The following is a 16,132-nucleotide window of genomic DNA, read 5'->3' as shown; positions in this document are numbered from 1 at the left end:
TCTTTTGTTTATGATGGGCTGAAGCACATGCTGGATAGAGAGCTTAGGAGGAAACATAAATGCTGAAGCCCGCACGTTATTATTTATTCGGAATCGGTTTGGCATTAGCTTGCTTGGTAGCGGCAGAGCTGATATGGGTGCCTGCGCCAATTCGGACATCCGGCGGTATGCAATGGATTGAAATGATTGATTGGCTGTTTAATATAGTGGCGCTTGTGCCGCTTGCATGGGTAATAGGCGCACTTCTTGGTATATTCAGGGATGGGCTTTGGAGAGGCTTTGGCATACTCTTGCAGCTTCTGCGCGTCTTTATTGCAGGGCTTGGCTTCGCGGCAGCAGGGTATGTGTTGTTTGCGCCAGAGATGCTGTTTCTGCTGCTTGTTCTCATTGGAGCTGCAGCGATGCTTGTTTTTGTCGATATGTTGATTAGCGAAATGCGATACCGCATAACAGCTAATGGGAAAGAAGAAGGAGCCAAACCTTCTTTAGATATGCAGACAAAGCGGCGCGTATGGATTTGGCTGCCGAAGAGAAGCGCTATCGCTCTCGTTCTTACTCTGCTGCTGCTCCTTGCTCTATTGTGTCCGACTGGCTATCTGGTCACTTACCCGGGCATGACACTGAACCTAAACCGTTATGCCCATGTGGAAGGCGGGGAGAAGGGCGGTACGATCAACGGCGTTCTCGTATTCGACAGGCCGGCGGTGCCAGTCGATTGGCTGTTTGCGAAGCTGCTGCCGATGTACAGCTTTGAGAAAACGCCAGAGAATGAGCCCCCTCTGACAGAGACCTATGCGCAGGTCGTACTCATGAAGACGGATGCCAATGCCGCAGCTTCTGCGATCGCGATGAAGAAAACAGGTTTCGGCAGCGGGATTACTCCGGAAGGGGTTCGAATCGTTGCCGTGATCAAGGACAGTCCGGCTGATCAACGGCTGCAGGCTGGCGATATTATTGAACAATTGAATGGACAGGCTGTTCGTTCGATAACTGAACTTTCAGCCTATATGGTAGCAGAGGTTAAGCCAGGCGATAAGGTGACGGTAACCCTGAAGCGAAAGGGAAGCGAACAAGTGGTTGATCTGCTGACCGAAGCGTCGGCTGACGCGCCTGAGAGGCCGGTATTCGGGGTTTCAGTGCAAACAGAGTGGCATTACGACATCCCGAAGAACATCGATTACAAGCGGTTTATGGCGCATCTAGGAGGCCCTTCGCATGGTGCTATGTTGACATTGGCGCTCATTGACCAGTTGACTCCTGGTGGCATTACCCATGGGATTAAGATAGCCGGAACGGGCACGATTGAGCCGGATGGCTCCATTGGACTTATTGGGGGCATCAAGCAGAAGGCATACGCGATTAGTCGTACAGATGCGGATGTATTCTTTGTGCCTGCGGAACTAGAGGAGGCTGCTCGCAGCGGAGCGCCGGAGTTGAATATCGTACCGGTGAACACGATAGATGATGTGCTGGCATGGCTGGCTCAGCATTGACGTGAAATGGAAAAAGGACGATCCCAAACGAGTCGGTGACTCGCGGGACCGTCCTTTTTTTAATAGGGCCGTTCAGCCGTTTCTTGGTTAGACGGGAGACTTGCTTCTATTGTCGATTGCGCCTTGAAGTCGTTGATCAGATCGTTCATGACGATTTGGTCAGACAGGCTGAGCTCGCTGCGAGCATCATCGATGGCATTCATACATGCGTTCATATCGCTTACTGCATTCGTAACCATACTCCAGCATGCACCATTTGCTGCAACGCCATCCGAGGAAGGAATGTAGTAAACAGTGCCATCCGTGAAGGCGCCGTTTCTCAGCACCACTTTTTTGCCGCTAAGTGGCTGGTCGGTGAGCAATGGGGTACCCAGCAAATACTGGTCTCCTGTCGAGAAGCCAAGCAGATGCATAACCGTTGGGGTGACATCAATCTGCCCGCCAACCTGCTCATAGATTCCGGCATGTCCATCTTTGGGAAGATGAACGAGCAAAGGAACCTGTTTCAGGATCATTTGCCGTTCCAAGTCATTAAGCGGCTTGTCCAAAAATGTCTCAAAAAGCGTCCAGTCCTTGATGGAATTATCATGGTCCCCATACATGACTAGGATCGTATTATCCCATAATCCTTCAGCCTTCATGCGTTCTACCAGCTCGCCAAGAGCGGCATCCACATAGTGAATGGATTGCAAGTAGTCTCCCATTAACGTACCGTCTAGCTCGCCGACATCAAGCAGCTTCTCCTCCTGGGGCATCGTGAATGGGTAATGGCTGGAGAGCGTAATCAGAAAGGAATAGAACGGCTGCTTTTGCTCAGAAATGACATCAAGCGATTGTCGGAAAAATGACTTGTCGCCGAGTGCCCAGCCGATTTTCTCATCCAGCGTAAAATGCTTCAGGCTGTAAAATTGGTCGTATTGCATATTTCGGTACATCGTGTTCCGATTCCAAAACCCGCCCTCATAGGAGTGGAATACAGTTGTCTCATAATCATTAGCTTTAAGGGTGCTTGGCATGCAGTCAAATTCATTCGGCGAGTATTGAATGAATACGGAGCCGTTGGCTACCGGCTGCATGGAGCAATTGGCTGTAAAATCAGCATCCGAGGTTCTGCCTTGCGCAGTCTGGTGATAGAACTGGCTGAAATAGGCGCTTTTCTCAATCAAGTTATTCAGATTCGGCGTTATTTCCTGCCCGCCGATCGATCGGTGAATCATGAAGTTTTGAAAGGCTTCCAACTGCACCATCAGCACATTGCTGCCTTTGTAGGCGCCGAACAGCGAATCTTGCTCCAAAGTGCTCCTAAGCTCGCCGCGAGCTTCGATCCACTGCTGAGCCTCCGATAATTGTTCTGCAGTAACGGTTTCCGCATCAAGCCAGTGCTGCTTCACATAACGATAGACATCATAGCCGTGAAAGCCAAGCCCTCCCGTGACATTATAGATAGAGAGATTCCACCAATTTCCATCAAAAATCCCTTGCCCCCATGTCCGCTTTGCCTCATTGACATTCGTAAACACTAGCGACGTGCCGATGAAAAAAACAGCAGCGCTTAACGAAATACGGATCAATGCTTTTCGCCAAAGCGGCGCAGTCGAGCGATATTTATTGGCATGGCGCAGATCTGCGCGTCCCCGCCAAATGACATAGACAGCAAAGGGGATCATGATGAGCCAGTCCAGAAACAAAATAAAGTCCTTCACATGCAGCAGCGTTCCGATGCTTTCTCCGAGTGAGTCTACCTGTCCGAGCTGGAGCAGCACGGGCACGGAGATCAAATCTTGGAAATAGCGATAATAAATCAGATCGGCATAAAGCACGAAGGTCGCGATCATATTTAAAAGGATAAGAGAAACCATTCGTCCACGGGCAGGGAGCCATATGGTCCAGAAGCTGAACAGCAGCACTGCTCCCACTTCAATCCAAGCGTCTTTAGACGTCATTTTCATATTTGCGACATTTAGAAAAGCGTTAAACAAATAAAGCTTAAAGAACATCGCGCCAACAAACAGCGCCAGATCCACAGCCTTAAGCCGCTCAAATCCAACCAGTAGCAAGCTTAGAAACCGACGTACTGGCGTTTGTCTATTAAATTGCATAAATAAAATATCCTTCCTATTCCGTTACGGCCTGTTCCCGCGCGGAGGAAGCGGACCGAAAAACTGCAAGTAATTACATTCGATCCGGCCATTGAACAGCTTCCGCTTCTTGTCGGCATTTCGTCCGAAATAATGCTCTATCGTCGTTGATGGACTAATCGAGAAATAGGACCATGTCGGATAGTGCAGCGCAGTGAGACCGAATTGACGCAAGGCCGCTTCCGCTTGCACATCATCGCCTAGCCGTTCGCCGTAAGGTGGGTTTGTAATGATAACGCCGTAATCGCCTTGCAGCTTAACCTTTGCGACAGGCTGTACGGATAACTTAATTTCTTTGCCGAAGCCCGCCTTCTTGATAGCGGCTTCCGCAATTTCAATAGCGCCAGGATCAATGTCTGAGCCAGCGATTTGAAGCGGAATATCGTCCTTTACAAGGTCGAATGCTTCATCACGCGCCTCATCCCAAAGCTCGTTGGGAATAAGCGGCCAGCCCTCGCTGTTGAAGCTTCGGCGAAGCCCTGGGGCAATGTTCCAGCCAATCATGGCAGCTTCAATAAGAATGGTGCCCGACCCGCAAAAAGGATCATAGAGCGGCCGTTCAGGGCGCCAGCGGCTAAGCTGGACGAGTGCGGCAGCAAGCGTCTCCCGAATAGGCGCTTCCGTCGCGACTTTGCGGTAGCCGCGTTTGTGCAAGCCGTCGCCAGTAGTATCCAGCGTCAGCATCGCGCGGTCATTCATAAGCGTTACTTCAATAACGTAGCGTCCACCGTCTTCCGGAAACCACTCCGTGCCGTAACGCTCGGTCATTTTGTCAACAACCGCTTTTTTGACAATGCTTTGGCATGCCGGTACGCTGGTCAGCTGAGATTTTTGTGAGCGTCCATTCACGGGGAATTCCCCGTCATTCGGAATCCAAGTAGGCCAGTCCAGCGCTTTGGTGCCTTCAAAAAGATCTTCGAAGGTTGCTGCCGGGAACTCTCCCATTTTGATGAGGACTCGCCCTGCAGTGCGCAGCCAAAGGTTGGTGCGGCAAATATCGAGCGGTCCGCCCGTGAAATTAACCCGTCCGTTTTCTACTTGCAGGTCATTGTAGCCCAAATCCTTCAGCTCGCGTGCGACAACCGCTTCAAGTCCCATCGGTGCGGTTGCGATTAGCTGTAACTTTTCCATTATACACTCTCTTTTCATTAATTCTTAGCGATCAAGGATCGTCGCGTCATAAGCCTAAGCTTGTAACCCCGAGAACAAAAACATACAATCAAGTATAGGACAAACTAGCTTGTTTTTACAAATTGTAAAATTGGAGAGAGATAGAATGACGTTGACGAATGAGGAATATGTGGATTCCCTTTACGGGGCAGACGCAGATCTAGAACGCACAAAAGCAGGAATAGCTGCAAACGGGATGCCGGACATTTCGGTAGCGGATGGCTATGGAAGGCTGCTCACAATGCTGGTCTCGCTAACGAAAGCGCGCAATATTGTAGAGATCGGCGCTCTTGGCGGGTACAGTGGCATTTGCTTGGCGCGCGGCTTGCCGGAGGGCGGCAAGTTAGTCTCACTGGAGCTTCTGCAAAAATATGCCGACGTTGCCAAAACACATATGGAAGCAGCTGGTCTGGGTGACAAGGTAGAGTACAGAGTCGGCGATGCGAAGCAAAGCTTGGCGGAGCTTCAAGCGGAAGGGCTGAAGTTTGATTTCTTTTTTATCGATGCGGATAAAGAAGGTTATCCTATCTACTTGGACTATGCAATCGCTTTGGCAGAGCCCGGTGCTGTTATCGTAGGAGATAATATATTGCTGCGCGGCAGAACAACTGATCCAGCCAAAACAGGTCCGTCCGTGCGCGCCGTACGCTCCTTTAATGAAATCATTGCATCCGATGCTCGTCTGCAAAGTACAGTACTGCCTGGTTATGATGGATTAGCCATTGCAATCGTTAAATAATGACAGTTTCCAAGCAGCGCCCTCTTTCCCACGACCATTGTCGGGAGGAAGAGGGCGCTTTTTTGTTATGGAACGCGGATGAGGGTGAAAGACGAAATATGGTCCAGTTAGCTTTGCACGATGTGTCAAAAAACGACAAATGTCATCATGAGACTTTATCTTGAATTTCCAGTTGGAAGTACATTTAGAAGAAGGGCGTGCGGGGAAAGTATATAACTTCAACTAAAGTTTCTCGTTTTGGTCGCTGTGCCAGTAGATCATTCTATTGGGTTAGGTGGCAGTAGTAGCCAGGTTCTTAGATTGACTAAGACATGCAATGCTAAGAATCCGGCTATTAAGATGAACACTTCGATTATCCAGTACGATCCTCTCGCTTCGTTTATTCTTCATTTCTTTCTTTCAACTTATCAATTTTTTCAAAACCAAGCCATGTCCAGCCTATTTGGAGCCGCTGGGCTATGGACTATTATTGACCGACTGTTCGTCCATATGGAATCCATGTTTCAGAATCTCATTGAGTCTAAACTCATTAGTTGAACTGATATAGATTTCCCGCATGCCCTTTTCTATGCCTGTAAGAACAAGTCAGTTATCTTTGCCTTGATGCAAAAGCGGCCGTTTGCGCAGCAGGGATTGGTAAACCCATGCCGCATTGATCATCAGCATGACTGCCGAGAGCAGGAACAGCCCTTGAATGCCGATCCAGCCTGACAAGGCGCCGCCCGTAATTGGGCCGATCATATTGCCGAGGCTCATTGTACTGGTATTGAAGCTGTAGGAGCGGCTTTCCATACCGTCCGGCGTGTATTTTCGAATAAGGGAGTTTACGGCTGGAATAAGACCCCCCAGAAAAATGCCCAATACAAAGCGCGCAATCAGCAATTGCCAGACGGTTCCCGCTAGCGCCTGCGGAATAAAAGCAAGCGAGGCTCCAACAAGTGCCACGCCAAGCACGCGTTCTGCCCCCACCTTATCGCTTAACTTTCCTAACAGAGGCGAGGCGACGAGATTGGAGAGGCCGGTAACCGAACCGACGAAGCCGGCAAAAAAGGCAAGGTTAGCGGTGGTTCCATGAAGCTCCTGCACATAAAGCGGGATAAGCGTCATCGGGCTCATCATCGCAAATTGGATGAGGAAGGTGACGGCAAACAGCGCGGTTAGCTGCGGAATCCCGCTTAGCTTGCGAAATCCTTCAATGACGGAGGCTTGTACGCGCTGCGCAGCTTTCATTCGGTCAAAGGGCTCTTTGACTACGAATAAAGCAAGCAGCGAAGCGGCGAACAGCAAAGCTCCTGTCAAATAGAAAATAGGGCGAAAGCCAATGCTGTCTGCTAATAAGCCGCCTATAAATGGTCCGAGAATCGTGCCGGCAATGCCGCCGGATTGAATAGTTCCCATGGCAAAGCCCATTTTATGTTTGGGCGTCGTTGCTGAGATAAGTGCGATGGAGGCCGGATTAAATCCGGAAATCGTACCATTTACCATGCGCAGCAGCAGCAAATGCCAAGGGTTTGTGGCAAAGCCCATGAGGACCATAACGATGGACATGCCAAAGCCTGAGCGCAGCAGCATCATTTTGCGACCGTATCGGTCAGCCATTTTGCCCCATATCGGTTGAAATATAAAGGAGGTTACGAAGTTGCCGGCAAAAATAATGCCAGCCCATATCCCGATTTCATGCTTATCGGATAAGCCTAGATCAAATTGCAGATAGAGGGACAGGAACGGAATGATCATCGTCATTCCAGCCATAACGAGAAACTGTCCGAACCACAACACGACCAGATTTTTTTTCCATTGTTCCATTCCCAAAGTATAGCACAGGTTGCTGAGTCATTTCTTCAAGCCGAAATTAACCCAAATAGCAGAAGCAATGCTAATCAGAATTGGATTCCATGAATGAAGAACCTTTTAATTGGGAAATTGGACTCTTCATTTTTTGTCGAATTGTAGTAAAATTAAGACAAGTTTCGACAAAAAGTTCAAATGGTATTTTAGTCGCAAAATATCGTTTAGTTCTAAGTGATTAAGTGGAAATGCTTACAAAAAATAATGGTAAAATATACTTATTTAAAAAAAGTAAAAATAGGTCTTAAGTCATTGACAGGAGTTCTATTCCTTGTTTTAATTAAGTCAAGTTTCAACATGTTTGCGGCGCATTCTACTTTATTTGCAAATCTATGATCAGTTAGTTGGTGATGAATGATGTCAGGAGCCCGTAAGCGAATAGGAGATTTGCTAGTCGAGTCCGGGGTAATAACCGAGGAGCAGTTGCAGCAGGCACTCATTCAACAGCGGGAATTAAAGACAAGACTCGGAGATGTGCTCATTTCCAAAGGTTACATAACGCAGCAGCAGTTTATCGAGGCGCTGGAATTCCAGCTTGGCATTCCGCATGTACAAATTTATCGCCAGAAAATTGATCCGAAAATTATTCAATTAATTTCACAGAAGCTAGCTGACCAGCATTGCGTCATGCCGCTTCGTATGGAAGGCAATAGACTGATTCTTGCAATGGCCGATCCGCTGGATTACTTTGCGATTGATGAGATCAGGATCGCTACGGGACTTCGAATCGAACCGGTTATTGCATCTAAAGATGAGCTTGTTCGTGCGATTAATCGTTTTTACGGATTGCAGGATACGATTGAGCAGATTAGCCAAAACCTGCAGCTAAAGGATATAGACGAGGATCATGCGATACAGGATGAAGATTCGCCTGTCGTGAAGACCGTCAATCAAGTGATTGCACAGGCCGTTCAGCTCGGAGCGAGCGATATTCATCTTGACCCGCAGGATGGGAGCTTCCGCATCCGTTACCGGGTTGATGGTGTGATGCGGACGGAGAGGACGCTTCCTCCCAATATGCACGGCATTATCGTCGCACGTATCAAAATAATGGCCAATCTGAACGTTGCCGAGCGAAGGCTTCCACAGGATGGACGGGTAGAGCTTGACATCGATTTTCGGAAGGTGGATGTCCGGGTATCTACGCTGCCAACGATCCATGGGGAGAAAGTCGTTATTCGGGTGTTGGATCTTGGCAACTCACTCGCTGACATCTCGAAGCTGGCGCTTTCGGAGCGGAACGAGCAGGTTTTTCGTAAAAGCATCGAGATGGCTTATGGGGTCGTTCTGATTACGGGACCAACCGGCAGCGGCAAGTCGACAACGCTGTATTCCGCGCTTGCGCATCTGAACAAAGATGATGTCAACATTATCACCGTAGAGGACCCGGTAGAGTATCAGCTTGAAGGCGTCAATCAGGTGCAGGTAAATCCCCTTACCGGGTTAACCTTCGCCAGAGGGCTGAGAGCTATTTTGCGACAGGATCCGAACATCGTCATGCTTGGAGAAATCAGGGACTCGGAAACCGCGGAAATATCCGTAAGGGCTGCGATGACCGGTCACCTTGTTCTAAGTACGTTACATACAAACAATGCGGTCAATTCCATAACAAGACTGATCGATATGGGCGTCGAGCCGTTTCTCATTTCCTCTTCGGTGAATTGTATCGTAGCCCAGAGGCTGGTAAGAAGGATTTGTACCCATTGCAAGCAGCGTTACACGCCAATTGATAAAGAGCTGGAGCTTGTTACGAGCCACGGGATCGAAACTGAACAATTATACAAAGGAGCAGGCTGCGGAGAATGCGGCCGAACCGGCTATAAGGGAAGGTTGGCGATCCATGAGGTGCTAATGATTGACAACGAGCTTCGTTCATTAATTATTTCAAAGCGGTCGGATAACGAGTATTACGAGCATGCGCTAAAACAGGGAATGATCCCGATTTTGGCAGATGGTCTGCAGAAGGCCGTTGAAGGCCATACGACCGTGACCGAGGTGTTTCGTGTTCTTGGGCATGGCGAGTAAAAGGTTACCGTTCAGCAGGAAGGGTGCTGTCCATGCAGGCAGAGGAATTGCTTTATTTAGCTCATTCAAAACAAGCATCCGATATTCACATTACGGTTAACTCACCCGTCATTTTTCGTATTCATGGAGAACTGCAGCCAATCAACGATACGTTGTTAAAACCAAATGACACGCTTGAGCTGGCTAAGCAGTTTATGACGGACGAGCGGTATGAGACGCTGCAGCAAAATGGCGACGTTGATTTTTCTTATGGCGTTGCTGGCCTAGCGAGGTTCCGAATCAACGCCTATAAGCAGCGAGGAAGCGTTGGGCTTGCGATCCGAATCGTACCGAGCGTCATTCCAACGATGGAAGAGCTTCGCTTGCCGCGCATAGCAGCTGAGTTTGCTAAGAAGCCGCAGGGCTTGATGCTTGTTACTGGACCTACGGGAAGCGGGAAGTCAACGACACTTGCCTCCATTATTGACCATCTCAATCGAACGGAAAACTCACATATCATAACGTTGGAGGACCCGATTGAGTTCATTTATGATCATCGGAAATCGATGGTCAACCAGCGGGAAGTGGGGCTCGACACGCCATCCTTCTCCCATGGGCTCAGGGCTGCGCTGCGGCAAGACCCTGATATCGTGCTCGTCGGTGAATTGAGGGATTTAGAGACGATTAGTACAGCCATCAGCGCTGCCGAGACGGGACATCTCGTATTTGGAACGCTGCATACGGCGGATGCTCCGCAAACGATTGACCGAATCATTGACGTATTTCCTCCCGCCATGCAGGCGCAAATCAGAATTCAGCTGGCGGCGGTGTTGTTAGGCGTTATCTCGCAGCGGCTTCTGCCGAGGGCTGACGGGAAAGGCAGAACGGCTGCCTTCGAGGTGCTTGCGAATACGCCAGCCGTCGCTAACTTGATCCGCAGCGAGAAGATTTATCAAATCCGTTCGGTTATGCAAACGGGCAAGGCGCTAGGCATGCAGACGATGGAGTACGCGCTGAGGGATCTCGTTAACCAAGGGCATGTGAAAATCCAGGATGCGCGGGAAGCATTGTTCGGTTTTGGGGAGCTTTAAGATTAACAATTGAGTTTCATTGGAGTGGATTCGATGCCGAAATACCGGTATAAGGCGGTCACATCCAGCGGCAAGAAATCGATGGGCGTCTTGGAGGCCAATTCGATGCAGCGCGCCCGCGAGGCGCTAAGTGAAAAGGGCTTATGGGTTACGGATATTTTAGATACGAATGAGACGACGTTATACAAGGATATTTCGTTCGGCGGTCCAAGGGTCAAAATGGATCAGTTTACGGTGTTTTGCCGGCAGCTGGCTACGATGTACCGCGCAGGCGTGAGCTTGGTTGAATCCGTCCAAATTCTCAGCGAACAGACGAATAGCAAAACCTTGTCCAAGCTGCTCGTTACGATTGCCGAGGAGATGCGGGGAGGCAAGCAATTCTCGGAATCGGTGGCTGCTTATCCAACTGTGTTTACCTCTGTATTCGTCAGCATGGTACAAGCCGGCGAGGTAGCGGGTAACCTGGATACGATGCTGGATCGGCTCGCTATATTTTTCGAGAAAGAGCGCAACACGAGAGAAAAGGTCAAATCAGCCATGGTATATCCGGCAGTCATGCTCGTCATGATGGTGCTTGTCGTTATTTTTATGATGCTGTTTGTCATTCCGCAGTATGTGACCAGCTTCGCAGGCATGGGAATCGAACTGCCGCTGCCAACGCGAATCGTCATGGCCGTCAGTGAATTTATGCAGGGCTACTGGTACATTGTGATTGCAGCAATGTTTGTGCCCACTATCGTATGGAAGCTCATTAGACGTACGGCAGCAGGCAGGCAAAAGCTGGACTATTGGTTGCTTAAGATACCGGTGTTCGGTACGTTGTGGCATAAACAGGCGATCGCCCGGTTTTCGCGCACATTCAGCTCTTTGATTGCAGCGGCAATTCCGCTTATGCAGGGGTTGTCCATCGTCTCTAACGTCGTTGGCAACGAAGCGATCGGCAAGGTCATTTCCGATATTCGGGAAAAGGTGCTGAGCGGGGAGACGATGTCAGAGCCTCTAAAGCAATCGAAGCTGTTCCCGCCCATGGTCGTGCAGATGATCGCGATCGGCGAGCGCTCAGGCGCGACAGAGGACATGCTCGACAAGGTCGCCGATTTCTATGAGGCGGACGTGGACCAGATGGCGGACCGCCTGAAGGCGCTGCTGGAGCCGCTGATGATTGTTCTGCTCACGGGCGTCGTAGGCGTCATCGTCATGGCGGTCATGATGCCAACGTTCAAAATGATGCAGAGCTATTTGTAAGCTGAAGCTAAAAAACTTTCTGAGCATAGATGTACCCCTTGCTCAGAGCTGCTATACCTATGGTTGCTAGTCTCTTTATCTTGGAAACTAGCCATGATAGAGAATGGAATGTTAGTAGGCACAGGCGTATGATGCTGTCCTATTAATATAGCTTTACAGGTGTTACAAAAATTGCTTCACAAATTGAGAGGAGAATGTTTATGTTGATGGCATTGAAACGGAATCAAAAGGGTCTTACGCTTATCGAGTTGCTGGCTGTACTAGTTATTGTGGGGATTATTGCGGCGATTGCTATTCCGGCTATTGGTGGGACGATTGAAAAATCAAAGACAAAAGCAGATACTGCAAGTGAACAAATGATTGAGGAAGCGGCATTGCGTTATTTTATGGAACTTGAACCTCAACCGGCTGGAAGTACTGCTAATGTGACTCAATCTGAACTTAAAACAGCTGGATACCTGAATACGGAAGTAACATTTAATGATAAAAAAGTAAGAACAATTACGGGATCAAAGGACACGAATGGTTGGACAGTATCAGTTACCAAAGCAGCAACATCAGGTTCATAATTATTCATTAGAAAGGCAACCCACCAGGGTTGCCTTTCTATAAATTTCCCGGCAAGGAAGAGAGTAAATGACCGCACCTTATATACTTGTTTTCGCCCTTTTAGGATTGCTTGTAAGCGGCTTTCTTAGTGCGATAGCCATCCAGTGGGACACAACCTTTCAGTCTGTGAACCCGCAAGCGTATGCTTCGAATAAGCAAACCAAACAACGTTTTTTTGGCCTTATACTGATAATTAAAAAGATCATGTCCGGCATTAACCAACGGAAAATCAAGCCTTCATTGGCATGGCGCTATGCGTTAGGCGAATTGATTACGACGGTTTTGTTTGCGCATGCAGCTTACGCGATCGGCTGGCAGCTCGAATTGATTGCCGTTTTATTTTTTATTTGCATTCTCGTCATCATCGTGCAAACCGATCTGACCGATATGATTATTCCAAATAAAGTGGTGGCGGCCGGGGTAATCGGAGCCGTTATGATCCGATTATTCGTTCATCCGCTTCCGTTATTGCATTATGGAATTGCTGCGTTAGTTGGCAGCGGAGCTTTGCTGCTCATAGCCGTGATTGGCAGTTGGATTTTGAAGAAGGAGACGATGGGCGGAGGGGATATTAAGCTTTATGTGTTCATTGGCTTAATACTCGGCGTAAAGCTGACCTTGCTTAGTCTGTTTCTCGCCAGTTTATTTGGATTAATCGGTGGGCTCGCTTTAATAGCAACGGGGGCTCAGGCCAGAGGCAAAACAATACCGTTCGGCCCCTATATCGCCCTAGGAGCGCTAGCGGCGTATTACTGGGGGAACGGTTTGATTGAGTGGTATTTGTCACTGCTGTCATTTAGCTAATCCGCTGAGTGGTATAAACAACGGTAGATGTTTTCTTTGTTTGCTGGTTGGGCAGCTTCATCTCCAAGGTAATTTCGATTCGTCCGTCTTTGGCGTCAAACAGGATGCTCTCGACCTTGTCCGAGAAGGTATAGCTGGAGGTAGGGGATGAGAGAACTCCGTTGCCGTCAATGGATCGATGGATGACAGTTAAAGACTTGGCAGCACTATCGTAGCTGTAATCAACGGCCTTGTCGTTATCGGCGCTGACCAATCGCAAATTGCTTGATTTGCTAACCAGCGGAGAAGGGGCATAGCCGTCGCGGACGGTTTTGACAACCTGACTGACAATATCGCGTGACTGCTGCAGCGTTTTCTCTCTAGCGGACACTTGCTGAAGGCTCGTATTGGAATAATTCAGAAGATAGATTAGAAATCCTAAAATGACGACCGAAAGTACCAGCACACCGGTTACTTCTACGAGAGTGAGTCCCTTTTCATTTTTCAATCGTTTGTGCATCTTGCTCACCTCTTCCGCTCTAATGGTATTCGATGTAGGCTTCAAGTTCAAATGTTTTCGAGGTGGATAGTTCCTTGCTGGTGACGGTCACCCTGCGGAATATCGTGTCCAGATTGGAGCTTACCGTATCTGTAATCGGTACCGTTCCTAGCGAAGTTGCATAAGAGTGGACGACCAGCTCGTAACGGCGATCGGTAGAGCTTGGGTAATACAAGGTGGCCGACGAACGATTGCGAAGATTGGAAAGCGATAGGGCTTGTCCATAGACAGTTGTATCTGCAACGTTTGATTTGAGTTTGCTCTTGATCTCTTCCATCACGTTACGAGCCGCAACTACGGCATCATCTGTTTTCTCATTGGACTTCGTATCGATGGAGGATTGCTGCAAAATATAGGTGATGCCTAGAACGGCGATACCTAGCAAGACGATCGAGCCCATGACTTCGATCAATGTTAACCCCTTCTGATTCCGCATCGGGCAGCTCCTTTATAGTAAAGTAGTCGGATTGATTTACTCATAGAATAATATGCTTAAGGAGGAAAAGGCAATGATTAAATACATACAGTCCGAAAAGGGCGGGACATTAATGCTGGTTTTTGGCTTTATTGTCATGCTCTCCATTGTTGTCGCTCCGCTTGCTATGAGTACGAATATTGGACTGCTGCAAGCCAAAACGAACGCAAATTCTGAGAAGTCGTTTACGGAAGCCCATTCCGGCATGACGATCTTCGCCAGAATGTACGAGGATATGAAGAAGCTCGATGATGCCAACAATACGAAAGCGAACATTGAACGATTAGTAGGCGTCATCAATGGGATGGACGGATTAAACGTGCGGGCAACCATCCTAAACAACAGCTCAAACCAACCGATAGCCGTCACCTTTGAAGCGAACGCCGGAGTAGCCAATCAGGTGCGGGTCAGCAAAGTCAAATATAAGCTGCTGCCGCTTCATGTGGCTACCGCACCTCCGGTTGTCGTTGTGCCAACCCCGACACCGGGACCTACGCCAACCCCAACGGCTCCGGCCCCGGGTACAGGCAATAAGGTATTGTTAAAAAATAGCACAACAGCGCAAAACAATAAGCTGTTCGCTGCATGCTACATCTCGCCAGCAACAGGACAAGCTTTGCCGCTGTCGCATATTTTAAACAGCTTTACTGATCAGCAATTTCAAGAATGGTTTGGCGCTACGGCCGACTATTATATTAATCAATCTTCCAGCACGATTGCAGGCGCCTTTCAAAATGTGTTTACGGATAGCCGCTTTAGTCAGCCAGCAGCTTTGGCAAGTACCGTGACATCGGCTGACGTGTCGAAGTTTCAATCCGGGCCAGCCATTATCAATTCGGGCAATGTGAACATTAGCGGATCTGCTAGCACTGTCATTAACCAGAATGTCATCATCGATGCGGATAGTAATGGAAATTCAGTCGTCGCAAATGGAGATTTATATTTTAAAGATATTGTTGATGCCCAGATTGTGTTCAGCGGAGATGTTCGCGTCGGAGGGAATTTAAGATTTAGAGAACTAAAAAGTGCGAAGACCATTTCATTCAACAAAAATGTAATCGTCAAAGGCAATGTCGTTATCGGTGAAGGCGGCGTTAATGAAACGATTGTTATTGAAGGGGATCTAATCGTAGGCGGAAACGTAACGGTAAGCAATACCCTTAAAGATTTTATTGTCAAAGGCGATATTATCGTTAACGGCGACATTAATTACAACAGCACAGTCCTCCGTTGGCATGTGAACGGCGGCATGGCTGTAAAAGGGAGCATTAAAGCGACGAACGGCATTACAAGCTTTGACGTGAAAAAGGATGTAGCCGTGCAAGGCGGCATGCTGTTCCTGAATCCAGTTTCAGAGCAAAGCCAAGGCGTGCCAGGGATGTTTGCTATTGGAGGGTCCTTAAAGGTAAATGGACTGCTTGAATTCAGAAACACGGTTTACGGCTTTGTCGTTGGCCGGGATGTTATCGTGAATAACCATATGATTTTTTACGATGTGATCAACCGAAACTTTCAGGTTGGCGGGTCTATGTTTATTAAAGGAAATCTTCAGTTGAAAAACACGGTTTATGACTTTAATGTCAAAGGCAATTTGGTCGTGGAAGGCAGCTTTACGGTGGAGAGCACGCTGGAACAAACGTTCAACATTACGGGCTCGCTGGTTACTAAAGGAGATATTACTTTTAAAAATACCGTTCAATCGGCAACCAAAATTAAAATTGGTGAGAATTTAATCAGCAAATCGAATCTGAAATTTAACGATTGGACGCTGAATGGCAGCTTGGATATTGGAAATATGCTGCTGGTATTTAAGGATGCAACCTTTCATAACGTTACGAAGGATTGGAACAGCAATCAAATGAAAGGTTTTTATGTCGGAGGCACGACAAATTTCAATTCGCAATATGCAGAGAGCTGGTATGTAAGCGGGCTGGATAACGGCCAAAGACAAGAAAGCTTTTGCATCAAATAAGAAAAT

Annotated in this window: 13 protein-coding genes; 8 read left to right on the top strand and 5 right to left on the bottom strand. The window is 48.3% G+C overall.

The genetic code is table 11. From position 1 onward, the window contains the following. The first annotated feature begins 59 nt into the window (after positions 1–59). A complete protein-coding gene (locus E0496_RS33005) occupies positions 60–1,493 on the top strand; it encodes a PDZ domain-containing protein (protein WP_141506166.1) in 1,434 nt (477 codons plus the stop codon). 59 nt (positions 1,494–1,552) lie between these two features. On the opposite strand, the gene E0496_RS33000 is transcribed toward E0496_RS33005, so the two are convergent. Further along, positions 1,553–3,592 carry an LTA synthase family protein gene (locus tag E0496_RS33000; protein WP_141506165.1) on the bottom strand — a complete coding sequence of 680 codons (2,040 nt, stop codon included), beginning with the start codon at positions 3,590–3,592 and terminating at the stop codon, positions 1,553–1,555. Positions 3,593–3,616: 24 nt separating this feature from the next. Further along, positions 3,617–4,762 (bottom strand): THUMP domain-containing class I SAM-dependent RNA methyltransferase, encoded by a 1,146-nt coding sequence (locus E0496_RS32995; RefSeq protein WP_141506164.1) that lies wholly within the window; start codon positions 4,760–4,762, stop codon positions 3,617–3,619. Between the two features lie 145 nt (positions 4,763–4,907). Here E0496_RS32995 and E0496_RS32990 point away from each other — a divergent pair, with 145 nt between their 5' ends. Beyond that, positions 4,908–5,540, top strand: a complete 633-nt coding sequence (locus tag E0496_RS32990) for an O-methyltransferase (protein ID WP_141506163.1) — start codon at positions 4,908–4,910, stop codon at positions 5,538–5,540. A 585-nt stretch (positions 5,541–6,125) separates the two neighbouring features. Here E0496_RS32990 and E0496_RS32985 read toward each other — a convergent pair. Next, a complete protein-coding gene (locus E0496_RS32985; protein WP_141506162.1) occupies positions 6,126–7,346 on the bottom strand; it encodes an MFS transporter in 1,221 nt (406 codons plus the stop codon). A 399-nt stretch (positions 7,347–7,745) separates the two neighbouring features. Between E0496_RS32985 and E0496_RS32980 the strand changes: the two genes are divergently transcribed. The 5 genes from E0496_RS32980 to E0496_RS32960 all read left to right on the top strand — a co-directional run bounded on the left by E0496_RS32980 (position 7,746) and on the right by E0496_RS32960 (position 13,141). Then, entirely contained in the window at positions 7,746–9,413 is a 1,668-nt protein-coding gene (locus tag E0496_RS32980; RefSeq protein WP_139992388.1) for a GspE/PulE family protein, read from the top strand. A gap of 32 nt (positions 9,414–9,445) precedes the next feature. Then, on the top strand, positions 9,446–10,483 hold the full coding sequence (locus tag E0496_RS32975; protein ID WP_141506161.1) for a type IV pilus twitching motility protein PilT: 1,038 nt from the start codon (positions 9,446–9,448) through the stop codon (positions 10,481–10,483). A gap of 33 nt (positions 10,484–10,516) precedes the next feature. After that, positions 10,517–11,728 (top strand): type II secretion system F family protein, encoded by a 1,212-nt coding sequence (locus tag E0496_RS32970; protein ID WP_141506160.1) that lies wholly within the window; start codon positions 10,517–10,519, stop codon positions 11,726–11,728. 200 nt (positions 11,729–11,928) lie between these two features. Next, complete coding sequence (locus E0496_RS37095; protein ID WP_141506159.1) at positions 11,929–12,297, top strand: prepilin-type N-terminal cleavage/methylation domain-containing protein; 369 nt, start codon at positions 11,929–11,931, stop codon at positions 12,295–12,297. A gap of 67 nt (positions 12,298–12,364) precedes the next feature. Continuing rightward, entirely contained in the window at positions 12,365–13,141 is a 777-nt protein-coding gene (locus E0496_RS32960; RefSeq protein ID WP_141506158.1) for a prepilin peptidase, read from the top strand. Here E0496_RS32960 and E0496_RS32955 read toward each other — a convergent pair. Further along, positions 13,134–13,640 (bottom strand): type IV pilus modification PilV family protein, encoded by a 507-nt coding sequence (locus E0496_RS32955; protein ID WP_141506157.1) that lies wholly within the window; start codon positions 13,638–13,640, stop codon positions 13,134–13,136. The genes E0496_RS32960 and E0496_RS32955 overlap by 8 nt on opposite strands. Before the next feature lie 19 nt (positions 13,641–13,659). Beyond that, positions 13,660–14,115: a type IV pilus modification PilV family protein gene (locus E0496_RS32950; RefSeq protein WP_139992376.1), complete on the bottom strand. Its 456-nt coding sequence runs from the start codon at positions 14,113–14,115 to the stop codon at positions 13,660–13,662. Between the two features lie 73 nt (positions 14,116–14,188). On the opposite strand from E0496_RS32950, the gene E0496_RS32945 reads away from it, so the two are divergent. Beyond that, on the top strand, positions 14,189–16,126 hold the full coding sequence (locus tag E0496_RS32945; RefSeq protein ID WP_141506156.1) for a bactofilin family protein: 1,938 nt from the start codon (positions 14,189–14,191) through the stop codon (positions 16,124–16,126). The last annotated feature ends 6 nt before the right edge of the window (positions 16,127–16,132 follow it).

It is taken from the genome of Paenibacillus luteus (assembly GCF_006542765.1).
Classification (GTDB): domain Bacteria; phylum Bacillota; class Bacilli; order Paenibacillales; family Paenibacillaceae; genus Pristimantibacillus; species Pristimantibacillus luteus.
The sequence above is the reverse complement of the archived record's forward strand: the minus strand, read 5'-3'. Positions and strand labels throughout refer to the sequence as shown.